The 22,488-nt window shown below is 72.4% G+C and carries 17 protein-coding genes; 7 read left to right on the forward strand and 10 right to left on the reverse strand.

Features of this window, described 5'->3' with window-relative positions:
• Positions 1–145 precede the first annotated feature (145 nt).
• Positions 146–3,766, reverse strand: coding sequence for a S41 family peptidase (locus tag ACFC09_RS24570; protein ID WP_376531966.1), 3,621 nt, complete (start codon positions 3,764–3,766; stop codon positions 146–148).
• Between the two features lie 193 nt (positions 3,767–3,959).
• Between ACFC09_RS24570 and ACFC09_RS24575 the strand changes: the two genes are divergently transcribed.
• The 3 genes from ACFC09_RS24575 (at position 3,960) to ACFC09_RS24585 (ending at position 8,245) form a co-directional block, all read left to right on the forward strand.
• The gene (locus tag ACFC09_RS24575) at positions 3,960–4,601 is read left to right on the forward strand and encodes a TetR/AcrR family transcriptional regulator (protein ID WP_376531968.1); all 642 of its coding nucleotides are present in this window, start codon (positions 3,960–3,962) and stop codon (positions 4,599–4,601) included.
• Between the two features lie 227 nt (positions 4,602–4,828).
• Entirely contained in the window at positions 4,829–7,051 is a 2,223-nt protein-coding gene (locus tag ACFC09_RS24580; protein ID WP_376531970.1) for an MMPL family transporter, read from the forward strand.
• 315 nt (positions 7,052–7,366) lie between these two features.
• Positions 7,367–8,245 carry an NAD(P)-dependent oxidoreductase gene (locus ACFC09_RS24585; RefSeq protein ID WP_376531972.1) on the forward strand — a complete coding sequence of 293 codons (879 nt, stop codon included), beginning with the start codon at positions 7,367–7,369 and terminating at the stop codon, positions 8,243–8,245.
• Between the two features lie 126 nt (positions 8,246–8,371).
• Here ACFC09_RS24585 and ACFC09_RS24590 read toward each other — a convergent pair whose 3' ends face one another.
• From ACFC09_RS24590 to ACFC09_RS24610, 5 genes are all read right to left on the reverse strand, one after another.
• Entirely contained in the window at positions 8,372–8,647 is a 276-nt protein-coding gene (locus tag ACFC09_RS24590; RefSeq protein ID WP_376531974.1) for a DUF1876 domain-containing protein, read from the reverse strand.
• 133 nt (positions 8,648–8,780) lie between these two features.
• On the reverse strand, positions 8,781–9,938 hold the full coding sequence (locus tag ACFC09_RS24595) for a serine hydrolase domain-containing protein (RefSeq protein ID WP_376532133.1): 1,158 nt from the start codon (positions 9,936–9,938) through the stop codon (positions 8,781–8,783).
• A 211-nt stretch (positions 9,939–10,149) separates the two neighbouring features.
• Positions 10,150–10,932, reverse strand: a complete 783-nt coding sequence (locus tag ACFC09_RS24600) for an energy-coupling factor ABC transporter ATP-binding protein (protein WP_376531976.1) — start codon at positions 10,930–10,932, stop codon at positions 10,150–10,152.
• A 2-nt stretch (positions 10,933–10,934) separates the two neighbouring features.
• Entirely contained in the window at positions 10,935–11,696 is a 762-nt protein-coding gene (gene cbiQ / locus ACFC09_RS24605) for a cobalt ECF transporter T component CbiQ (RefSeq protein WP_376531978.1), read from the reverse strand.
• 1 nt (position 11,697) lies between these two features.
• Complete coding sequence (locus tag ACFC09_RS24610; protein WP_376531980.1) at positions 11,698–12,741, reverse strand: energy-coupling factor ABC transporter permease; 1,044 nt, start codon at positions 12,739–12,741, stop codon at positions 11,698–11,700.
• A gap of 180 nt (positions 12,742–12,921) precedes the next feature.
• Between ACFC09_RS24610 and ACFC09_RS24615 the strand changes: the two genes are divergently transcribed.
• The gene (locus ACFC09_RS24615) at positions 12,922–13,284 is read left to right on the forward strand and encodes an SsgA family sporulation/cell division regulator (RefSeq protein ID WP_376531982.1); all 363 of its coding nucleotides are present in this window, start codon (positions 12,922–12,924) and stop codon (positions 13,282–13,284) included.
• A 95-nt stretch (positions 13,285–13,379) separates the two neighbouring features.
• Here ACFC09_RS24615 and ACFC09_RS24620 read toward each other — a convergent pair whose 3' ends face one another.
• The 4 genes from ACFC09_RS24620 to ACFC09_RS24635 all read right to left on the reverse strand — a co-directional run bounded on the left by ACFC09_RS24620 (position 13,380) and on the right by ACFC09_RS24635 (position 19,585).
• A complete protein-coding gene (locus ACFC09_RS24620; protein ID WP_376531984.1) occupies positions 13,380–15,053 on the reverse strand; it encodes a penicillin-binding transpeptidase domain-containing protein in 1,674 nt (557 codons plus the stop codon).
• Positions 15,054–15,167: 114 nt separating this feature from the next.
• The gene (locus ACFC09_RS24625) at positions 15,168–16,790 is read right to left on the reverse strand and encodes a penicillin-binding transpeptidase domain-containing protein (protein WP_376531986.1); all 1,623 of its coding nucleotides are present in this window, start codon (positions 16,788–16,790) and stop codon (positions 15,168–15,170) included.
• 159 nt (positions 16,791–16,949) lie between these two features.
• Positions 16,950–17,327 carry a hypothetical protein gene (locus ACFC09_RS24630; RefSeq protein WP_376531988.1) on the reverse strand — a complete coding sequence of 126 codons (378 nt, stop codon included), beginning with the start codon at positions 17,325–17,327 and terminating at the stop codon, positions 16,950–16,952.
• A 500-nt stretch (positions 17,328–17,827) separates the two neighbouring features.
• Positions 17,828–19,585: a dolichyl-phosphate-mannose--protein mannosyltransferase gene (locus ACFC09_RS24635; RefSeq protein WP_376531990.1), complete on the reverse strand. Its 1,758-nt coding sequence runs from the start codon at positions 19,583–19,585 to the stop codon at positions 17,828–17,830.
• A 96-nt stretch (positions 19,586–19,681) separates the two neighbouring features.
• On the opposite strand from ACFC09_RS24635, the gene rsmI reads away from it, so the two are divergent.
• From rsmI to ACFC09_RS24650, 3 genes are all read left to right on the forward strand, one after another.
• A complete protein-coding gene (gene rsmI, locus ACFC09_RS24640; protein ID WP_376531992.1) occupies positions 19,682–20,521 on the forward strand; it encodes a 16S rRNA (cytidine(1402)-2'-O)-methyltransferase in 840 nt (279 codons plus the stop codon).
• A gap of 409 nt (positions 20,522–20,930) precedes the next feature.
• Positions 20,931–21,356, forward strand: coding sequence for a hypothetical protein (locus ACFC09_RS24645; RefSeq protein ID WP_376531993.1), 426 nt, complete (start codon positions 20,931–20,933; stop codon positions 21,354–21,356).
• A 238-nt stretch (positions 21,357–21,594) separates the two neighbouring features.
• Positions 21,595–22,482, forward strand: a complete 888-nt coding sequence (locus ACFC09_RS24650; RefSeq protein ID WP_376531995.1) for a TatD family hydrolase — start codon at positions 21,595–21,597, stop codon at positions 22,480–22,482.
• Positions 22,483–22,488 lie beyond the last annotated feature (6 nt).

Genomic DNA, 22,488 nt, shown 5'->3' on the forward strand with positions numbered 1-22,488 from the left:
CCCGTGCCCGTTCCCGTTCCCGTTCTTCTTCTCTACGTCTGTTCTCCGCGTCTGTTCTCCGCGTCCGTTCTCCGCGTCCGTGCTTCGGGCCCGTTCTTCGGGTCCGGTCCTGGTGTCCGCTCCGCGCGCGCACGGGGGCGGGCGGTCAGGCCCGGGGCGGCAGTTCGGGGCGCGAGCGGTTCGGTACCTCGCTGAGGTCGGGCGGCGTCGCCGCGGGCAGGGACCCCAGCAGTTCCAGGGCCAGCCGGATCGCGTCGTCCATCTCGACGTGCCGGCCCTCGGCCCAGTCCAGCGGGGTGCGCAGGGCCTCCACGTCCGGTGCCACCCCGTGGTTCTCCACGGACCAGCCGTACGCGTCGAACCAGGCCGCGTTCATCGGCACCGTGATCACCGTGCCGTCGCCCAGCCGGTGCCGCCCGGTGACGCCGACCACGCCGCCCCAGGTGCGCTGCCCGACCACCGGACCCAGCTTCAGCAGCCGGATCGCGGCGGTGATCATGTCGCCGTCGGACGAGGTGGCCTCGTCGGCCAGCGCCACGATCGGGCCGCGCGGCGCGTTGGAGGCGTACGACACGGGCTGGGCGTCGCGCGTCAGGTCCCAGCCGAGGATGGTCCGGGTCAGCTTCTCGACGACGAGTTCGCTGATGTGCCCGCCCGCGTTGCCGCGCACGTCCACCAGGAGCGCGGGCCGGGACACCTCCATGCGCAGATCGCGGTTGAACTGGGCCCAGCCGGAGCCGCCCATGTCCGGGATGTGCAGATAGCCGCACCGGCCGCCGCTCAACTCCCGGGTCACCTGGCGGCGTTTGGCCACCCAGTCCTGGTAGCGCAGCGGCCGCTCGTCGATCAGCGGCACCACCGCCACCCGCCGCGCCGGACCCGCCTCGTCTTCCTGGTCCGCCTCGCTTTCCTGGTCCGCCGCGCCTTTCTGGCCTGCCGCGCCCTGTCCGTCCGCCCGTCTCGTGGTGCCGGCGGTGTCCGGTGGTTCTTCGCCGGGTGGGGGATGGACGAAGGTCAGTTCCACGGTCGTCCCGCCCGCGCCCGCCAGCAGCGGGTATGGGCCCGCCACCGGGTCCACCGGCCGCCCGTCCACCTGGGTGAGCACCGCGCCCGCCCGGATGCCGGTGCCGGCCAGCGGCGAACGCGCCCGGGAGTCGGAGGAGTCGCCCGGCAGGATCCGCCGGACGGTCCAGCGGCCGTCCCGGCGGACGAAGTCGGCGCCGAGCAGGCCCTGGTAGCGCTGGAAGTGGGGCGGGCCCTCGTTGCGCCGGGCCGGGGTGACATAGGCGTGGGAGGTGCCCAGCTCGCCCAGCACCTCGCGCAGCAGATCCGCGAACTCGTCCGGGGACGCGACGCGTTCGACCAGCGGCCGGTACTGGTCGAGGACCGCGTCCCAGTCGATGCCGCACATGCCCGGGTCCCAGAAGTAGGCCCGGATGAGCCGGCCCGCCTCCTCGAAGGACTGGCGCCACTCGGCGGGCGGGTCGACCTCGTGCAGGATGCGGCGCAGGTCGATCCAGACCGTGGTGTCGGCGTCGCCGTACTCGGTCGACGGGACGGCACGCAGGTCGCCCTCGTCGACCACGACCAGCCGGGTGCCGTCGCCGCTGACCGTGAACCAGTCCAGATGGCCGACGAGTTCGGACTTCTTCGCCTTGGTGATGTGGAAGTACTCCAGGGTCGGGCGCCCGCTCGTGTCGGCCGGGTTGACGAAGGTCTCGCCCAGCGCGCCCGAGATCGGCCAGCGCAGCCAGACCAGGCCGCCGCCGGCCACCGGGTGCAGCGCGGAGTACTTGGAGGCGGTCACCGGGAACGGGGTGACCCGGCTCTCCAGGCCCTCGACCTCGACGGTGACCGCGGATCCGTCGCCGGGCCCGCCCTCGGCGGGGTCCAGGCCGCCGGCCGCCGGACGGCCGTCCGGGTTCAGGGCGAACGGGGAGGGGGTCGCGGACGACAGCGGCACCAGGTAGGGGCGGCAGCCGAGCGGGAAGGACAGGTCCCCGGTGTGCACGTCGTACACCGGGTCGAAGCCGCGCCAGGACAGGAACGCCAGGTAGCGGCCGTCCCGGGTGAACACCGGGTTCTCGTCCTCGAAGCGGCCGTTGGTCACGTCGACGATCAGCCGGTCCGGCTGTCCGGCCCCGGGCACGCGGGCCATCTTGATCTGCCGCAGCGAACGCCCGATCCCCGGGTGGGACCAGGTCAGCCAGGTCCCGTCCGGGGAGAACGCCAGGTCCTTCACCGGGCCGTTGACGGACCGGATCAACTCGGTGACCTCGCCGCTTCCGCCGGAGACCTCGCCCCCGCGGGCGCCGTCGGCCCCTCCCGCGCCGCTGGCCTGTCCGAGGCGCCCGGAGTCCGCCGCCTTCGCCGCGTCCGCCGCGGAACCCCCGGAGCCCCCGGACGCCCCAGAATCCTCAGAGCCCTCGGAGCCCTCGGAGCCCTCGGAGCCCCCAAGATCCCCGCTGCCCCCAGAGTCCCCACCACCTTCACTGCCCCCACCACCTTCGCCACCCCCACCCCCACCCCCACCCCCATCGCCCTCGGCCGCGTCGACGAGCAGCAGGCGGCCGTCGTGCGAGGCGACGGCGAGGCGTTCGCCAGACGGGTCCGACACCAGTTCCAGGACCCGGCCCAGCTCACCGGTGGCGGGCCGGCGCGGCGCGCGGTCGCCGCTGGCCCGGGGCAGGTAGGCGATCTCGATCGCGTCCTCGCCCGCCGCGTCCGTGACGTAGGCGATCCGCCCGGTCGAGCCCAGCATCTCCGGGAGCCGGACCCGTACGCCCGGGGTGTCCGCGATGGTGCGGGCCGGGCCGTCCCGGTGGGTGAGCCAGTACAGGCTGCCGCGTACGACGACGGCGCTGGCCCGGCCGGTCTCGTCGACCGATATGCCGTCCAGGTGCTGGGCGGCCGGCACCTGGTACCTGCGGCGGCCGGCCCGCGGCCCGGACAGCCGGACGTCCAGGCGGCGCGGCACGGCGTCCGGGGACAGGTCGTCGACCAGCCACAGGTCGCCCCCGCACTGGTACACCACCCGGGTTCCGTCGCTCGCGGCGTTCCGGGCGTAGAAGGCGTCGTGGTCGGAGTGGCGGCGCAGGTCGGAGCCGTCGTACGCGCAGGAGTAGAGGTTGCCGACGCCCTCGTGGTCGCAGAGGAAGGCGATCCGGCCGGCCACGAACATCGGCGAGTCCAGATGGCCGCCGATGCCGGCGAGCAGCCGCCGTCCGTGCAGCCACAGCCGGCCCATGGCACCGCCCCGGTAGCGCTTCCAGCCGGCCGGTTCATGCGGCGGTGTGCCGGTGAGCAGCAGGGTTCTGCGTTCGTCGCCGAGGTCGGCGGCCTGGATGTCGGAGACCGGGCCCCAGGGCAGTTTGCGGCCGGGGTCGCCGTCGGGGGAGACCTTGTAGGCCCAGGTGAAGTAGGAGAAGGGCTGGCTGTGGGAGGCGACGGCGAGGATGTCGGAGCGGCCGTTCGGATCGGGTGGGGTCCAGCCGCACACCCGCGTGTCGGCGCTGCCCCAGTACGTCAGCTGCCGGCCGGGTCCGCCGTCGACGCAGGCCAGGTGGATCTCGGGCACCAGACTGTGCCAGGTCGTGTAGGCGATGTGGCGGCCGTCGGGGGAGAAACGCGGATGGCCGATCTTGGTGCGGTCCACGGTGAGTCGCCACGCGCGGCCCGGGGTGCCGAGCGGGGCCAGCCACAGGTCGTCCTCGGCCACGAAGCACAGGAGGTCGCCGCTGAGGTGGGGCAGGCGCAGATAGCTCACCTCCCCATGTTTTTACGGCCGATGGGGAACGGGCAACTCAGGGCAACCCAGATCGAACCGGGAAACGGGCACCTTGTGCGCAACTCACAGGCGTGACTCAAGGCACGTACGAAACGGTTTCGTTTCGTTGAGGGGTACGCTACATTCATCACATACAAAACCGTGTCGTCCGGAGCGGGAAAGGGCGAGAGTCATGACTGAGGCATCCAAGGGCGCGGCGCTGGCCGCCCCGGTGGAGCCGGTGCTTGCATCGGGGCGTCGCAGTCGCATCACCCCCGAGCGCGAGGCCGAGTTGTACGAGGCCGTGCTCGATCTGCTCCGGGAAGTCGGCTACGACGCCCTCACCATGGACGCCGTGGCCACCCGCACCCGCTCCAGCAAGGCCACCCTCTACCGCCAGTGGGGCGGCAAGGCCGAACTGGTCGTGAAGGCCATACGGCATGGCAAGCGGGGCAGCACCGACGAGATCGACACCGGATCGCTGCGGGGCGACCTGCACGGCCTGGTGGCGACCGAGGACGACTGTGCGATGGAGCGGAACTCCGCGCTGATGCGGGGTGTCGCCATGGCCATGCACCACAACCCGGATCTGCGCGAGGCCTTCCGCAACCTGGTGGTGGATCCCGAGATCAAGGGGTTCCACTCGATGGTGCAGCGCGCCATCGACCGGGGTGAGGTCCGTCCGGACTGTCCCGCGCTGGAGTTCCTGGTGCACATGATGGTGGGCGGCTTCGCCACCCGGGCACTGCTCGACGACCAGCCGCCGACCCAGGCATTCCTCACGTCGTACCTGGACGCCGTGGTCCTCCCCGCTCTCGGCGCGCCGGTCGGCTGACCCGCCGGTCGGTTGTCCGCCTCCGCAGCCTCCCTGACCTAATCAGCCACTTCTAGCCCCCTGGCCTCCCCAGCCCTCACCTGACGTCACCGCTCACGTCGTCGGGCCGATCACACCTGCCCCCCCACGGGCCGATCACCCCTGCCTTCAGGGGCCGATCACGCCTGCCCCGCGGGTTGATCACCTCTGCCCTGAACCACCCCACGACTGATCGGGAGTACGACCTCGTGGCCACGTTCCTCTATAAACTGGGCCGGCTCGCCTTCAGGCGACGGCACTTCGTCGCCCTGATCTGGGTGGCGCTGCTGGCGCTGGCCGGTGCCGGCGCGGCGAGCGCGCCGGCGGCGGGCAACAGTTCCTTCTCCGTCCCCGGCACGGAGGCGCAGAAAGCCTTCGACCTGCTGGACCAGCGCTTCCCCGGCATGAGCGCCGACGGCGCCACGGCCCGCGTCGTCTTCAAGGCCCCGAGTGGCGGGAAGATGACCGACCGGGGCAACAAGGCCGCCGCCGAGCGGACCGTGCGGGAGTTGCGGGACGGCTCCGAGGTCGTCTCCGTCACCGACCCGTACACCGGCAAGGCCGTCAGCAAGAACGGCACGATCGCCTACGCCTCCGTGAAGTACCGGGTCTCCGGCATGGAGCTGAAGGACTCCTCGCGCGACGCCCTCGACCGGGCGGCCCAGGACGCCCGGGACGCCGGGCTGACCGTCGAGATCGGCGGTGACGCGCTCAGCGCGTCACCCGAGACGGGGTCCAGCGAGGCCATCGGCATCGTCATCGCCGCGGTCGTCCTGGTCATCACGTTCGGCTCACTGCTCGCGGCCGGACTCCCGCTGCTGACCGCGCTCATCGGCGTGGGCATCGGCGTCTCCACCATCACCGCGCTGGCCGGCGCCCTCGACCTGGGCTCGACCACCTCCATCCTGGCGATGATGATCGGCCTCGCGGTCGGTATCGACTACGCCCTGTTCATCGTCTCCCGCTACCGCGCCGAACTCGCCGAGGGCAGGGAACGCGAGGAGGCCGCCGGGCGGGCCGTCGGCACCGCGGGCTCCGCGGTGGTCTTCGCCGGACTCACCGTCGTGATCGCCCTGGTCGGCCTGTCCGTCGTCAACATCCCGATGCTGACGAAGATGGGCGTCGCCGCCGCCGGCACGGTCGCCGTCGCGGTCCTGATCGCCCTCACCATGATCCCGGCGCTGCTCGGCTACGCGGGCCGCCGGGTCAAGCCGGCCGGCCGGCGGAGCAGGCTGTTCGGCGGCGGACGCGGGACCGGGCACCCGCGCGGGGCGTCCCGGCCGAACCTGGGCACCCGCTGGGCGAGCTTCGTCGTGCGCCGCCCGGTCGCCGTCCTGCTGCTGGGCGTCGTCGGCCTCGGTGCCGCGGCCCTCCCCGCGACCTCGCTGCAACTGGGTCTGCCCGACGACGGCTCCCAGCCGACGTCGACGACCCAGCGCCGCGCCTACGACCTGCTCTCCGAGGGCTTCGGGCCCGGTTTCAACGGTCCGCTGATGGTCGTCGTCGACGCCCGTGGCAGCGACACCCCGAAGACCGTCTTCACCGACGTCGACGACGAGATCAAGGGCCTCAAGGACGTCGTCTCGGTGACCCCGCCCGCGCCCAACGAGGCCGGCGACACCGCGACCATCACCGTGATCCCGGACTCCAAGCCGTCCTCGTCGACCACCGAGGACCTGGTGCACACGATCCGTTCGACCGGCGCGGACATCAGCCGGACCACGGACGCCAAGATCCTGGTCACCGGTGCGACGGCGATGAACATCGACGTCTCGCAGAAGCTGAACGACGCCCTGCTGCCCTATCTGGCCCTGGTCGTCGGCCTGGCGTTCCTGCTGCTGATCGTGGTCTTCCGCTCCGTCCTGGTTCCGCTGAAGGCGGCCCTCGGCTTCCTGCTGAGCGTGCTGGCGGCCCTGGGCGCCGTCGTCGCGGTCTTCCAGTGGGGCTGGCTGTCCGGCCTGCTGGGCGTCGAGGAGACCGGCCCGGTCATGTCGATGATGCCGATCTTCATGGTCGGTGTGGTCTTCGGCCTCGCCATGGACTACGAGGTGTTCCTGGTGACCCGGATGCGGGAGGCGTACGTCCACGGGGAGAGGCCCACCCAGGCCGTGGTGACCGGCTTCCGGCACGGCGCCCGGGTCGTCACCGCCGCCGCCGTGATCATGATCGCCGTCTTCTCCGGCTTCATCGGCTCCAGCGAGTCGATGGTGAAGATGATCGGCTTCGGCCTCGCGGCCGCCGTCTTCTTCGACGCGTTCATCGTGCGCATGGCGATCGTGCCGGCGGTGCTCGCGCTGCTCGGCCGGCGGGCCTGGTGGCTGCCCCGGTGGCTGGACCGGCTGCTGCCCGACGTGGACGTCGAGGGCGAGGGGCTGCGCGCCCGGGACGAGGACCGGCCCAAGGACGAGGACCGCGAGCTGGTGGGCGCCTGACGCGCACCGCTCGCCGAGAGCCGGCCGGTGAGGGCACCGTGGGGACGGCGTAGCCCTCACCGGCCTCCTTGTCGCGTACGTCCGCCTGGCGGCACGCGGGTGGACGTACGCGAACGCACCCCCTGACCACGGACCGACGGGTCCCGTCCCGCCGGGACGAACAGGACTAACGGGATGAACGGGGCGTACGGGGGGAAAGGTCGGCCGCGTCGGCCGCCGATGCCGGGATGACCGCGATCTGACCGAGAAGGCCGCCTAAGATCGCCGCGGCGAGGGGAATCCGCGAGCAGGACATCCGAGAACAGGAACCGACGCATGACCGAGAAACTCACCGTGAGCGTCCTGGGCACCGGCATCATGGGTGCCGCGATGACCCGCAACATCGCCCGCGCCGGGCACACCGTCCGCGCCTGGAACCGCACCGCCGACAAGGCTCTGCCGCTGGCCGCCGACGGGGTGCAGGTCGCCGCCGACCCGGCCGCGGCCGTACGGGACGCCGATGTCGTGCTGACCATGCTCTACGACGGTGACGCCGTCCTTGAGGTCATGCGCGAGGCGGCGCCCGCGCTGCGCTCCGGCACGGTCTGGGCGCAGTCGACCACGGCCGGTCTCGACTCCGTCGCCGAACTCGCCGGATTCGCCCGCGAGCACGGCCTCGTCTTCTACGACGCCCCCGTCCTCGGCACCCGCCAGCCCGCCGAGTCCGGGCAGCTCACCGTGCTGGCCGCCGGGCCCGAGGAACACCGGAAGACGGTCACGCCCGTCTTCGACGCGGTCGGCGTGCGGACCGTGTGGACCGGTGAGGACGGGGCCGCGGCCGGCGCGACCCGGCTGAAGCTCGTCGCCAACAGCTGGGTCCTCGCGGTCACCGCGGCGGGCGGCGAGGTCCTCGCCCTCTCCCAGGCCCTCGGCGTCGACCCGCAGAGCTTCTTCGACCTGATCGCCGGGGGGCCGCTCGACATGGGGTACCTGCGGGCCAAGGCGGGGCTGGTCCTTGAGGGCCGGCTGAGCCCGGCGCAGTTCGCGGTGAGCACCGCCGGGAAGGACGCGCGGCTGATCGTGGAGGCGGGGGAGCGGGGGCATGTGCGTCTCGACGTGGCCGCCGCCACCGCCGCGCGTCTCGCCCGCGCGGCGGCGCAGGGGCATGGCGACGAGGACATGGCCGCCGCGTATTTCGCGAGCTTCGCGGAGTAGTTTCGGCGGTGGTCGCGCAGTTCCCCGCGCCCCTGCGGGAGTCCGCGGGTTCGCCGTGGTCGAGCGCGCGGTTCCCCGCGCCCCTGTGGGGCGCCTCATGTGGGGCGTCCCTTCGGGGCTGTGGGGTCAGACGTTGATCGGGTGTGAGGTGCGGCCGGACATCGCGTCGATTTCTCCGTGTGCCTTGGACAGCAGATTCATCGCGACTTCGTTGAGGGCGCGGGCGCCCGCTATCTCCTCGCCGACCCGTGGCTGGTTGGAGTCGGTGCGGTGCCGGCTCGCCCGGCCGTGCCCCCGGATCTCCGTGCCGTCGGGCAGCCGCACCAGCGCCACCGCCCGCGTGTGCTGATCGTCCTCCTCGAACTCCATCTCGACATGCCAACCCACTGTGGTGTGCATCATGACGACCACCTCCGGAATCCCTGATTCCAGGGTGCGCCCACCCCACCGCGACGTCACCCCCACGCTCCCGCGGACGCACACCCCGCCCCGGCACGACGGCGCACAGCGCACCCCCACCCGCCCGACGGAGCGCTCACGTCCGCGTGAGAGCCACCCGTACCGCCGCCACCAGGGCCTGCGCCCGGGGATCGGCCGTCACGCTCTGCCGGAAGCCGTTGGTCACGTAGCCGAAGGCGATGCCCGACTCCGGGTCGGCGAAGCCCAGCGCCCCGCCCCGGCCCGGGTGCCCGAAGGACGCGGGGGACAGCAGCGGCGAGGCCGTGCCGTGCAGCATGTAGCCGAGGCCGAACCGGGTGTTCACGACCAGGACGCGGTCGGGCCCGGCGGACCGCTCCCCGCGGGCCAGCTCCATGGTGCGCGGGGTGAACAGCCGTCGGCCGCCGTCCACTTCGCCGATCAGCGACGCGTAGCAGCGGGCCAGTCCGTCGGCGGTGGCGATGCCGTTGGAGGCGGGCAGGGCGGCGGCCCGGTAAGCGGGGGCGTTCTCGTCGGGCAGCGGGGTGATCGCGGCGAAGGCGCGTCGGGTCAGCGAGCCGGAGTCGGCGTAGGCCGCGGCGACGGACCGCCTCGGCCGGGTCCGCAGTCCACCGGCCGTCTCGGGGGCCTCGACGGGGCCGACCCGGCCCACGCGCGCCGCCTGCACGTCCGGCAGCCCGAGCCACAGGTCCGCGCCGACCGGCCCGGCGATCTCGGCGGCCAGCCACGCGCCGATCGGCCGGCCCGTGACGCGCCGTACCAGTTCGCCGGTGAGCCAGCCGTAGGTCTGCGCGTGGTAGCCGTGGTCCGTGCCCGGCTCCCACACCGGCGCCTGGGCCGCGACGGCCGCCGCGCCGGTCTCGGGATCGGCCGCCTCCCGCGGGGTGAGCGGCCGGTCGAGCACCGGGACGCCGGCGCGGTGCGCGAGCAGGTGCCGCACCAGGGTCCGTTCCTTGCCGGCGGCCTTGAACTCGGGCCAGTACGCGCCCACCGGGGCGTCCAGGTCCAGCTCGCCGCGCTGGTGGAGGAGGAGCAGTACGGCCGCGGCGACGCCCTTCGTCGCGGAGCGCACGATCTGCGCGGTGCCGCGCTCCCAGGGCGCCGAGCCCTCCCCGCCGTCCACGTCCCTGGCGCCGCCCCACAGGTCCACGACCCGGTGCCCGTCCCGGTACACGGCCACCGCCGCGCCCCGGTCGCCCAGCCGGTCGAAGTTCCGCTGGAACGCCTCCCTGACCGGCTCGAAGCCCTCGGCCACGGTGCCGCTGACGTCTGTTGCGCCGACGTCTGTTGCGCCGACGTCCGTTGTTGCGCCGACGTCCGTGCCGTTGCCGCCGTCCACGCCCGTACTTCCCTTCGGCTTGCCTTCGACAGTGGGTGGAACACCCGCTGTCAGCCTGCGATTCCTTCGTTTCGCGGGCCGAGGGGGATCGTTACATCGACGTTGCCGTGGGCCGGCGGCGGGCCCGTCACAGCCGGGCGGAGCGCCCGTTCACCGATCGCGGGTCGAAGCCGAAGGGCAGTTCCAGGCGGTGGGCCCGCATCAGCGCGTCGTCGGACAGCAGGTCGCCGGTCGGCCCGTCCGCCGCGATCACACCGTCGCTGAGGACCAGCGCGCGCGGGCACAGCTCCAGCGCGTAGGGCAGGTCGTGCGTGACCATCAGGACGGTGACGTCCAGGGTGCGCAGGATGTCGGCCAGTTCCCGGCGGGAGGCCGGGTCGAGGTTGGAGGAGGGTTCGTCCAGGACCAGGATCTCCGGCTCCATCGCCAGCACGGTCGCGACGGCCACCCGGCGCCGCTGGCCGAACGAGAGGTGGTGCGGCGGCCGGTCCGCGAAGTCCTGCATGCCCACCCGCTCCAGGGCCGTGCGCACCCGCTCCGCCAGCGCCTCCCCCCGCACCCCGGCGGCGGCCGGCCCGAACGCCACGTCCTCCCGCACGGTCGGCATGAACAACTGGTCGTCCGGGTCCTGGAAGACGATGCCGACCTTCTGCCGGATCTCGGCCATGTGCGCGCGGCCGACCGGCAGCCCGGCCACGGTCACCGTCCCGGTCCCGCCGCTCAGGATGCCGTTGAGGTGCAGGACGAGGGTGGTCTTGCCGGCGCCGTTCGGACCGAGCAGCGCGACCCGTTCGCCGCGGTCGATGCGGAAGTCCACGCCGAACAGGGCCTGGTGGCCGTCGGGGTAGGCGAAGGCGAGGCCGGAGACCGCCAGGGACACGGGGATCGAGTCGATGCTCGCAGGGTCCATGCTCACAGGGTCCATCCCAGCAGACAGACGACGAGGGCGGCGACGGGGAGGGCCAGGGCGTGCGACCACTGGGCCCGGGACGCGGTCACCTCGTCGATGACCGGCATGGAACCGGCGTAGCCGCGGCTCACCATGGCGAGGTGGACGCGTTCGCCGCGCTCGTAGGTGCGGATGAACAGCGCGCCGGCGGACTTGGCGAGCACGCCCCAGTGGCGCACCCCGCGCGCCTCGAAGCCCCGCGACTCGCGGGCGATCCGCATGCGGCGCATCTCGTCGGCGATGACATCGCCGTAGCGGATCATGAACGACGCGATCTGCACCAGCAGGGGCGGCAGCTTCAGCCGCTGGAGTCCGAGCAGGAGTGCGCGCAGTTCGGTGGTGGCGGCCAGCAGCACCGAGGCGGCGACGCCGAGGGTGCCCTTGGCGAGGACGTTCCAGGCGCCCCACAGGCCGTTGACGCTCAGCGACAGGCCGAGGACGTCGACCCGTTCGCCCTGCGCCACGAACGGCATGAGCACCGCGAACGCCACGAACGGCACTTCGATCAGCAGGCGCTTGAACAGGAAACCGGCGGGTACCCGGGCGTGACAGGCCACGCCCGCGAGCAGCACCGCGTACGCCCCGAAGGCCCACACGGCCTCCCGCGGCGTGGAGACCACGACGACGACGAAGGTGAAGGCGGCGGCGAGTTTGGTGTGCGGCGGCAGCGCGTGCACGGGTGAGTGTCCGTGCCGGTACAGCCGGTGGGAGTGTCCGGCCCCCATGTCAGAGGTCCGTGCCCGCGGGGGAGACCTCCTGGGTGCGGCGCCTGCGCAGCGCCCAGAACACCGCGCTGCCCGCGACGACCGTGACGCCGACGCCGATCACCCCCGCGAGTCCGCCGGAGAGGCGGGCGTCGGAGACGTCCTTGACGCCGTAGTCGGCGAGCGGCGAGTCGGCCGAGGCGTGCTCCTCGGCCTTCTGGTCGATCCCGTGGTCGTGGGCGACCTTCTCCAGGCCGTCTGGGTCGGCGGAGGCGTAGAAGCTGACGAACCCGGCGAGGACGAGGGAGGCGACGAGCCCGGTGATCCACAGGGCGCGGCGCGAGGTCCTGGCGGCGGCCGGCGCGGGCGCGGCCGGGGCGTCGACCAGTTCCCCGTCCACCCGCAGCTTCAGCTCCTGCCGCAGGCCGCGGGCGCCGTGCACCAGGTCCGGCCGTACGGCGATGACGGCGCCGACGGTGAGCGCGGTGATCGCGGCCTCGCCGATGCCGATCAGCACATGGACGCCGATCATCGCGGTGGCGACCTTGCCGATGGCCACGTCGGTGGTGCCGCCGATCGCGTAGATCAGCGTGAAGGCGACGGCGGCGGCGGGCACCGACAGCAGCGCGGCGACGAAGGAGGCCGCGGTGACCGACCGCCTGCTCCGCGGGAGCACCGTGAGCAGGCCGCGGAAGAGGGCGTACGACACCACGGTGGTCACGACCGCCATGTCGGTGATGTTCACGCCCAGCGCGGTCAGACCGCCGTCGGCGAACAGGATGCCCTGCATCAGCAGGACCACGGACACACAGAGCACTCCGGTGAAGGGGCCGACGAGGATCGCGGCGAGCGCGCCGCCCAGCAGGTGGCCGCTGGTCCCGGCGGCGACCGGGAAGTTCAGCATCTGCACCGCGAAGATGAACGCCGCCACGAGACCGGCCAGCGGCGCGGTCTTCTCTTCCAGCTCGTGCCGCGCGCCGCGCAGGCTCACGGCGATGGCGCCGGCGGCGATCACTCCGGTGACGGCGGAGGTAGGGGCGTCGATGAATCCGTCAGGTACATGCACAGCCCGATTTTAGGGGCTTGTTGCGAACGGATTGCAAGAGCGAGGTTGTCGTTTTTTGCACAGGTGAGATCGACCACCTCCCAATGAGCACAATCGTGGAAATATGCGACATTGAGAAGGAGAGTGGAAGACACCGATGCCCAGTTTCCGTATAGGTGACGCAGCGTTAGGGGCCGTCCGATGTCTGTAGTCGAACAGTACGCACGAGCCCATATCGTCACGGACGAGGACCCTCGCGCCGACCCCGCGTCCGTACCCGTCGTCCTGCGCTACGACCCCGAGACCGACCCGCGGTCGGTGCGCGTCGGCCTGCCGGGACCGCTGCCCGGACCGCACGACTGGACGCTCCCGCGCACCCTGCTCGAACAGGGCCTGCGGGCGCCCGTCGAGAGCGGTGACGTCCGGGTGTGGCCGTGCGGCCGGGTCCAGGCCGTGGTGGAGTTCCACTCCGCGGGCGGCGTCTCGGTGGTCCAGTTCGAGACGAAGGCCCTGCTGCGGTTCCTGCGTCGTACGTACATGGCTGCCGCGCCCGTGGCGCGGTGAGCACCCGGCCGCGGTGAGCACCCGGCCGCGGCGTCGCCCGGGGGCGGTCACCGCCCCCTCGGCGGCCCGCCGCGGCCGACCGCACGCGCGCCCGCTCAGCCGCCCGCCCGCAGCAGGGCCGCCACGATCGGGCCCGCCGTGTCACCGCCGTGGCCACCCGACTGGACGACGCCAGCCGCCGCCAGATCCCCGCGGTACGCGGTGAACCAGCCGTTGGGCTTCTTCTGTCCGTCCACCTCCGCGGAGCCCGTCTTGGCGCCGTAATCGGGGCCGAGACCGGACATCGCCTGCGCCGCCGTGCCGTACGCGGCGGTGTACTGCATCAGCTCGCGCAGCTGGGAGAGGGTGCCCGCGGACATCGTGCGGGAGGCGGTGGCCAGCTTGCGGTCGTCCACGGACGGGGAGACCAGATACGGCTGGTGGAAGCTGCCCGCCTGCACCGTCGCGGCCACCGACGCCATGTTGAGCGGGTTCATGCGCACCCCGCCCTGCCCGATCAGCGAGGCCGCCATCTGGGCCGCCGACTGCACCGGCACCGAGCCGTCGAAGGTCGGGACACCGATCGCCCAGTTGTTCATGGACAGGCCGAAGACCTGCTCGGCCTGCTTGGTCAGGTCGTCGTTCTTCAGCTTCCCGGCCTGGCTGATGAAGGCCGTGTTGCAGGAGCGCGCGAAACTCGCCTTGAACGTGCCGCCCTTGATCTCGAAGTCGTCGTCGTTGTGGAACTTCCAGCCGCCGTAGGTGAACGTCTTCGGGCAGGGGTGCGGCTTGTCCGCGGCGGCCAGGCCCTTCTCGATGAGCAGCGACGACGTGATGACCTTCATCGTGGAGCCCGGGGCCAGCGAGCCCTGGAGGGCCGCGTTGAAGCCGTGGCTGGTGTTGGCCACCGCGAGGATCTCACCGGTCGAGGGGCGCATCACCACGACCGAGGCGTGGTCCGACTTGGCGACCTGCCGTTCGGCGAGATCCTGAAGGCCGGGGCTCAACGTCGTCTTCACCGTGCCCGGCGTGCCCTGGCTCAGCTCCAGCAGCGTCTTGTCGGACAGCTTGGCCTTCTTCGAGGCATCGCCGCGCACCACCCGCAGCTCCACGCCGGCCTTGCCGCCCGCCAGCTTGCCGTACTTCTCGCGCAGCCCGTCCAGCACCGTGCCCAGCGACGGGTACGCGGCCGTGGTCAGCTTCCCGCCGTTGCGGTCGAGCGCCGTCACCGGCGGCGTGCCGGACGCACCGGTGACCAGCTTGTCGCCGTCCGCCAGATCGGGGTGCAGGACGGCGGCGTGCCAGCCGACCAGCGGCATGCCGTCGGACTCGGCGCGCACCACGGTGAGCGCGCTGTCGTACGCCAGCGGCTTGCTGATTCCCTGATAGGAGACCGTGGCCCGCACGGAGAAGGGCACCTTGGCGCCGGCCGCGGTGCCGGGGGTGATCTTGACGTCCTTGAGGTGGGCGTCCTTCGTGTAGCCGGTGAGCAGCGCGGTGGCGGCGCTCGCGTCGTCCGTGGCGGCGCCCGCCTGCGGGGCCCGGCCCTGCTGCCAGGCGGTCAGGAAGCGGGTGGCGGCGGTCCGCACCTCGGTGGCGGTCAGCGGGCCGGTCTTCACCGCCTTGTGGTCCGCCGCCGATGCCGCCCGGTCGCCGTCGTCGGCCGCGGCGCCGCCCCCGTAGAGCGCGTAGCCGCCGACCCCGGCGCCGATGACGACCACGGCGGCCATGCCGCCGAGCACGACCGGTCCGGCCTTCCGTCGCTCGGCGACGCGCCTTCTCTTGCCCACTGCCTCAGTTCCTCCGCGAAATCTCCAGGGCCCCGTCGCCCTCGTCGCCCTCGTGCTCCTCAACGATGGCAAACGACGGAAACCACCCTAGAGTCCCGTCCTGTACGGGTGACTTCAGCCACCCGCCCGTAGCACAGCTGCGACAATCGGCCCGGCCGCGTCGACGCCGTGGCCGGCGTCCTGGGCCATCGCCGCCGCCGCGACGTCGTTGCGGTAACCGGTGAACCAACTGTTGGACTTGGACTGCCCGTCGACCTCCGCGGAACCGGTCTTCGCGCCGATGCTGCCACCGAGGCCGGCCATCACACCGGACGCGGTGCCGCTGGTCGCGGTGCGGTTCATCATCGCCCGCAACTGCTGGACGGTGCCCGCGGACAGCCCGCGCGCCCGCGCGGCCTCGCGGCCGTCGAGAGAGAGCGGCACGATCACCGGCTGGTGGAAGGCGCCCGTCATCGCGGTCGCCGTCACCGACGCCATGTTCAGCGGGCTCATCTGGACCTGGCCCTGCCCGATGAGGGCGGCCGCCTTGTCCGGGCCCTCGGTGGCGGGCACCGAGCCGTCGAAGGACGGGATGCCGGTCTGCCAGTTGTCCCGGCCGAGGCCGAAGCGGTCCTCGGCCTCCCGGGTGAGCGAGTCCGTCTTCAGGTCGTCCGTGTACTTGATGAAGGCCGTGTTGCAGGAGCGGGCGAAGCTCTCGGAGAGCGTCGCGTTCAGGTTCGGGGCCAGGTCCTTCAGGTTGTGGAAGGTCTGGCCCTCCCACATCGCGTCCGGGGTGCACGGCGCGGGCCCGTTCGCGGTGGTGATGCCGTTGTCGATGAGCGTGGCCGCGGTGATGATCTTCATGGTGGAGCCGGGGGCCAACTGGCCGAGGAAGGCCGCGTTGAAGCCGTCCGCGCGGTGGTTGGCGACCGCCAGCACCTCACCGGTGGACGGCTGCACCGCCACCACCGACGACTCGTCGTAGGTGCGCACCGCCTTCTCCGCCGCGGCCTGGACACCCGCGCTCAGCGTCGTTTGCAGCCGGCCCGGCTTGCCCTTGGCGAGGGTGAGCAGCGTGGTGTCGGCGGCACCGCCGTCCTGGTGCCGGATCATCAGCTCCACTCCGGGGCTGCCGCCCGCCTTCGCGCCGTACTTCTCGCGCAGTACGTCCAGGAGGGGACCCAGGGACGGGTACGCGTCCTTCGCCAGTACCTTCCCGTTCCGGTCCACGGCGTCGATCGGCGGGCTCGCGGACTCCTCGGTCACGAGCGTGTCGCCGGCCTTCAGGTCGGGGTGGACGACGGAGGGCCGCCAGTCGACCAGCGGGCGGTGCGTGGTCCGGCCGCGGACGACCGTCAACTCGCTCTTGTAGTCGAGCGGCGCGGACTTCCCGCCGTAGGCCACCGTCGCCTTGACCGTGAAGGGCACCGTGGCACCGGTCGCCGTCCCGGGCGTGATGTGCACCTTGGTGATGTCCGCGCCCTGCGCGTACGCCGTCAGCAGCGGCCCGGCGGTACCGGCGTCGTTCGTGTACGAGGCCGCCGCCGCCGCGTCGCCCCGCTCCCAGGCGGCGAAGAACTTCTGTGTGGTCTCCCGGACCTCGGCGGCGTCGGGCGGGCCGGTGCGCACGGCCTCGGAACCGCTGCCCGACCCGCCGCCATTCAGCGCGGAGACGAAGTTGTACGTCCCGTAACCGGCACCGCCCACCAGCACGGCGCACACGCCACCGACGATGCCTATCTTGGCCCCCTTGCGCATACCGCGCACCCCTCCCCGTGCCCCCGTGCATGACCCACGTACTCTAGGTGCGGCAGGCCACTGATGTGGGAGATGTTGTCGGATGGTGTCCGAACAGTGATCGCACACCGCCCCGCGCAAGCCTCGTGCCGGTGAACCGTCCGGCCACAAGGCAGGGGATCACTTCGACCGTTTCTGCTGATTCTGCTGCGCGGCGTTCCTGCCCGTCCAGCGCGTACCGGGAGCAGCCTGCTGTCTGGCGGCTTTCCTGGACCCTTCCGCCGTCTGCGTTTGTGCGAGCAGCTTCTTGGTGTAATGCCCGATCTGTTCCATGAGGCGTGATTTGCCGGATCTGGAGTTGTGGTGGAAGTACGAACTCTTCTCAGACGTCTGAGCGGTGGTCGGCTCGGCCGTCTGAGCGGTGGTCGGCTCGGCGGGCGCTTGAGGGCCGGTCTCGGTGTTTATCTTCGGGGAGTCCCAGAGCGTCGGACTGTCCGGCCGATCTTCTCCAAGTGCGGGGACCGATCGAGGATTCTGACTGGCTTGCGGGTCGGTCACGATCCTGACGTCCGGGGATTCCGAGGGCATCGGACTGTCCCGCCGAGTGCCTCCAGGCACGGGGACCTGTCGGGGATTCATGAAGGAATTCGGGTCGTTCATCAGCGCCATCCCCGTGGGGCTCAACGGCGATGCCGTACCGGGCTGCTGAGGAAGAGGATCTGAGGTGTTGGGCGTCGGCTGTTGGCTTCGCTCGTGAACGTCGCCTGCCGCTGCCCCACTTGGTCTTGTCGTGCCTTCGCCATCCATGGGAGCTCCTTCCGGTGACTTCCGTTGCCAGGAGGAAACGTAGGCGTCGGCCTGCCGGTTCACCAGAGGGTGAGGGCGGCCTCGCGTGCGGAGCGATGCCCCTGCCGGGCGTTTTCGGGCTGTCCGTGGGCTTCTTCGGGCTTCTGCGGCCGTCCGACAGGGACCGGCGGGGACCGGCGGCGATCACTGACGTCCGACAACGACCGTGGGGGCGCGGCCGTCGGCCACGCCCCCACGCTACGTACGCCCAGCTAGACCCACGTATCCAGCCACATCCGCGACCGCCACTCGTCTATCGGGATCGCCGTCCCCGTGTACAGCGGCCAGAAGTAGATGAAGTTCCAGGCGATCAGCAGGACCAGGATGCCCGCGCTCGACGCGCCGAACAGGCGGCGGGTGTCGCTGGAGCCCGGTGGGCCGATGATCGCGCCGATCATCATGGCCACCGCCAGGCACAGGAACGGCACGAAGACGACCGCGTAGAAGAGGAAGATCGTGCGCTCCTGGTACATGAACCAGGGCAGGTAGCCGGCGGCGATGCCGCACGCGATGGCGCCCGCGCGCCAGTCGCGGCGGAACAGCCAGCGCCACAGGACGTACAGGACGGCGAAGCAGGCCGCCCACCACAGCAGCGGGGTGCCGAGCGCCAGGACCTCGCGGGCGCACTTCCCGCCCGCGTCGGCCGGGCAGCCGTCCGTACCGGGGGACGGCGACTCGTAGAAGTACGAGACCGGGCGGCCCAGCACCAGCCAGCTCCACGGGTTGGACTGGTAGGTGTGCGGGGACGACAGGTTGACGTGGAACTCGTACACCTCGAACTCGTAGTGCCACAGGCTGCGCGCCCAGTCCGGCAGGAAGGTCCAGTGGCCGCCCTTGCCGGCGGTCGCCGCCCAGTCGCGGAAGTAGCCGCCCGAGCCGTTCGAGGGGGAGAGGATCCAGCCGAGCCAGGAGAGCACGTACACGCCGATCGCCACCGGAACCGTGGCCAGGAACGTGAGGCCGGTGTCGTACTTGAGGACCGCCACGTAGGGGCTGCGGGCCCCGGCCACCTTCCGCGCGCCCACGTCCCACAGCAGCGCCAGCACACAGAACGCGGCCAGGACGTAGAGGCCGTTCCACTTGGTGCCGAAGGCGAGTCCGAGCAGCACGCCGGCCGCCCAGCGCCAGGGGCGCAGGCCCAGGCGCAGCGTGTCGCCGGTGTGCGCGTCCGGGCGGACGCGGCCGTCGGCGTCGGCGGGCAGCGCCGCCGCGAGTCTCGCCCGTGTCCGGTCCCGGTCCACGACCAGGCAGCCGAAGGCCGCGAGGACGAAGAACATCAGCACGCCGTCCAGCAGCGAGGTGCGGCTCATCACGAAGTGCAGGCCGTCCACCGCCATCAGCGCGCCCGCCAGACAGCCGAGGAAGGTCGAGCGGAAGATCCGCCGGCCGATGCGGCACAGCAGCAGCACACTGAGCGTGCCGAGCAGCGCGGTCATGAACCGCCAGCCGAACGGGTTGAAGCCGAAGATCAGCTCGCCGAGCCCGATGACGTACTTGCCGACCGGCGGGTGCACGACGTACGCCGCGTCCGCGGGGATGCCCAGATGCCCGCCCGACTGGAGGATCTGGTCGTTGGCGCTCTTGTCCCAGTTGACCTCGAAACCGCGGTGGACGAGCGCCCAGGCGTCCTTGGCGTAGTACGTCTCGTCGAATATCACCGCCTTCGGGCTGCCCAGGTGCCAGAACCGCATGAGGCCCGCCATCAGCGTCACCAGCAGCGGGCCGATCCAGCCCGACCAGCGGGTGACGCGCTCGGCCAGGGCCGGCGGCATCCCCAGGGCGTGCCACAGGCGCGGGCTGGGCTCGGCGAACGGCGGCACCAGGCGGTCGCGGACGTCGCCGAGGCCGTGGTCGGTCCCGGCCGGGTCCGTCCGATAGCCGAAGTGGCGCAGTCGCCGCAGCCACGACGGCCGCTGGTCGTGCGGGGCCTGGCCCTGCCGGGTGTCCATGGAGGACGCGGTACTGGTCACCGCGCCATCGTAGGGAACCCTTCTGTGTGAGTCCCGCGCCTGGGCGGTACCGATCCGGACGAGCCTGCCTCCGACCGCCCCTGGGAGGATGGTCGGGTGACTGGAACCCTTGTCTTGGCTGGCACCCCCATCGGCGACGTCGCGGACGCCCCGCCGCGGCTCGCGACGGAACTGGCGGACGCGGACGTCGTGGCCGCCGAGGACACCCGGCGGCTGCGCCGGCTGACCCAGGCGCTGGGCGTCACCCCCAAGGGGCGCGTCGTCTCCTACTTCGAGGGCAACGAGTCGGCCCGCACGCCCGAGCTGGTCGCGGAGCTGCTGGGCGGCGCGCGGGTGCTGCTGGTCACGGACGCCGGGATGCCGTCGGTCTCCGACCCCGGATACCGGCTGGTCGCCGCGTCCGTCGAGCGGGACATCCGGGTCACCGCGGTCCCCGGGCCGTCCGCCGTGCTCACCGCGCTCGCGCTGTCCGGGCTGCCCGTCGACCGGTTCTGCTTCGAGGGGTTCCTGCCGCGCAAGGCGGGCGAGCGGCTGTCACGGCTGCGGGAGGCCGCGGCGGAGCGGCGCACCCTGGTGTACTTCGAGGCGCCGCACCGCCTCGACGCCACCCTCGCCGCGATGGCCGAGGTGTTCGGCGGCGAGCGGCGGGCCGCGGTCTGCCGGGAGCTGACCAAGACGTACGAGGAGGTACGGCGCGGCCCGCTCGCCGAGCTGGCCGCGTGGGCGGCCGAGGGGGTACGGGGCGAGATCACCGTCGTCGTCGAGGGCGCCCCGGAACCCGGCCCCGAGGATCTCGGCGCAGACGAACTCGTGCGCCGGGTCCGGGCGCGGGAGGAGGCGGGGGAGCGGCGCAAGGAGGCGATCGCGGCGGTGGCGGTCGAGGCGGGTGTGCCCAAGCGGGAGGTGTTCGACGCGGTGGTGGCGGCTAAGCGGTAGCGCTCCGCTGGGTTTGGCGGGGGACTGGGGGCGCCGGTGGGAGGCGTCGGGTGGGGAGTGGGGCGGAGGTCGGTCGGGTGCGGGTGGGTTGTGGCTCGGCGCTCCCCCAAGATCTCGGCTTCGCTCGAACAGGGGGGACCCCCAATTCCCCGCGCCCCTTGCGGGGCGCGTGGCCCCATGGGTGGGCAAAGGGGGCTCGTGCAAGGCAAAGCCCGCGCCCGCCCGCCGGGACCGCCAGGGCAAGGGAAGTCCAAATCGGCTCCAACACTCGACAGGCCCCGGTGCATTCGCTCCGGCACGGGAGTCCACTGGGTCGAGGGGGCGGACCCGTCCCCCGTCCCCGTTGGGATTCCGGGGGGAGTCCCGTACGCAGGGGGCGCTTGTCCAGCGGACAAGAGGAGCAGCTGGCATGAGTGAGATCGCAGGGCAGACCGGCCTCCGCGGTGCGGCCACAGCCGTCGTTCACGAGTCGTATTCCTTCGCCTGCATGCGCTGCGGGCACGGCTGGGAGCAGTCGTACGAGATAGAGCACCACACGGATGCCGGCGGTGCCCAGTTCGTCATATACGTGACGAACGGGCGGATCGTTCCGTCGCCCCTGAGCCGGCCCGCGTGCCAGAACTGCGACGGACAGGTGGTGCGGATCATGCGGGCCGGGCAGGTCGCGTCGGTGCGCGGCGCGGCGGCGTACGGGAACGCGCACCGCACGCCGCCGGCCGGACCCGTCGAGGTCCCGCAGGTGCCGACGGCGCCGCTGGCGGCCGACCGGGAGCCGGCGCACCGCCACTGGCACCTGGCCGATCTCCTCCACCCGTTCCAGCGCAAGGCGGGCTGACCCGGATCCGCCGCGGAGGCGGGCGGGCCGGCAGGGTTCCTGGCCGGGGCGGACCGGCCCGGCACCCGTGCGCGGCGGGCGACTCGGTTCCCGTGCGCGGCGGGCGACACCGTTTCCCGTGCGCGGCGGGCTGACCTGGCGCCCGCCGCCCGCCCGAGGCGGGCCGTCCCGTTCCCGTGCGCGGTGGGCCGTCCCGCTCGCCGGTCGGCGCGGTGGGCCGCGTCCGTAGGATCAGGACATGTCTTCGAACGCCGACACCGCCGACAAGAACGCGGCGCCCCCGCTCCCGGAACCCCTCCGGGTGCCGGTCGCCGATTCCCACACGCATCTCGACATGCAGTCCGGCACCGTCGAGGAGGGGCTCGCCAAGGCCGCGTCGGTGGGGGTGACGACCGTCGTCCAGGTCGGCTGCGACATCAAGGGCTCCCAGTGGGCCGCGGCGACCGCGGCGGCCCACGACCGCGTCCACGCGACCGTCGCCCTGCACCCCAACGAGGCGCCGCGGATCGTCCACGGTGACCCCGACGGCTGGTCCCGGCAGGGCGCGCGCGTGCCCGGCGGGGACGCCGCCCTGGACGAGGCGCTCGCCGAGATCGACCGGCTGGCCGGACTGCCCGAGGTGAAGGGCGTCGGGGAGACCGGACTCGACCACTTCCGCACCGGGCCCGAGGGCATGGCGGCCCAGGAGAGGTCCTTCCGGGCCCACATCGAGATCGCCAAGCGGCACGGCAAGACGCTGGTCATCCACGACCGGGACGCGCACGCCGACGTGCTGCGCGTCCTCAAGGAGGAGGGCGCCCCCGAGCGCACCGTCTTCCACTGCTACTCGGGCGACGCCGCGATGGCCGAAGTGTGCGCCCGCGAGGGCTACTTCATGTCCTTCGCCGGCAACGTCACCTTCAAGAACGCCCAGAACCTGCGCGACGCCCTCGCCGCCGCCCCGCTGGAACTGGTCCTGGTGGAGACGGACGCGCCGTTCCTGACCCCGGCGCCGTACCGCGGACGGCCCAATGCGCCGTATCTGGTTCCGGTGACGGTGCGCGCCATGGCCGCCGTGCGCGGCATCGACGAGGACGCGCTGGCGACGGCCCTGGGGGCGAACACCGCCCGCGCCTTCGCCTACTGATCCCGG

This window comes from Streptomyces sp. NPDC056161 (assembly GCF_042268025.1).
Classification (GTDB): domain Bacteria; phylum Actinomycetota; class Actinomycetes; order Streptomycetales; family Streptomycetaceae; genus Streptomyces.

Excerpts from the sequence above, each read along its gene's own strand:
- ACFC09_RS24625 (WP_376531986.1), bottom strand. The coding sequence starts at position 16,790 with ATGCGCAAGGGGGCCAAGATAGGCATCGTCGGTGGCGTGTGCGCCGTG.
- ACFC09_RS24575 (WP_376531968.1), top strand. The coding sequence starts at position 3,960 with ATGACTGAGGCATCCAAGGGCGCGGCGCTGGCCGCCCCGGTGGAGCCG.
- ACFC09_RS24645 (WP_376531993.1), top strand. The coding sequence starts at position 20,931 with ATGAGTGAGATCGCAGGGCAGACCGGCCTCCGCGGTGCGGCCACAGCC.
- ACFC09_RS24615 (WP_376531982.1), top strand. The coding sequence starts at position 12,922 with ATGTCTGTAGTCGAACAGTACGCACGAGCCCATATCGTCACGGACGAG.
- ACFC09_RS24600 (WP_376531976.1), bottom strand. The coding sequence starts at position 10,932 with ATGGACCCTGCGAGCATCGACTCGATCCCCGTGTCCCTGGCGGTCTCC.
- cbiQ (WP_376531978.1), bottom strand. The coding sequence starts at position 11,696 with ATGGGGGCCGGACACTCCCACCGGCTGTACCGGCACGGACACTCACCC.
- ACFC09_RS24585 (WP_376531972.1), top strand. The coding sequence starts at position 7,367 with ATGACCGAGAAACTCACCGTGAGCGTCCTGGGCACCGGCATCATGGGT.
- ACFC09_RS24650 (WP_376531995.1), top strand. The coding sequence starts at position 21,595 with ATGTCTTCGAACGCCGACACCGCCGACAAGAACGCGGCGCCCCCGCTC.
- ACFC09_RS24590 (WP_376531974.1), bottom strand. The coding sequence starts at position 8,647 with ATGATGCACACCACAGTGGGTTGGCATGTCGAGATGGAGTTCGAGGAG.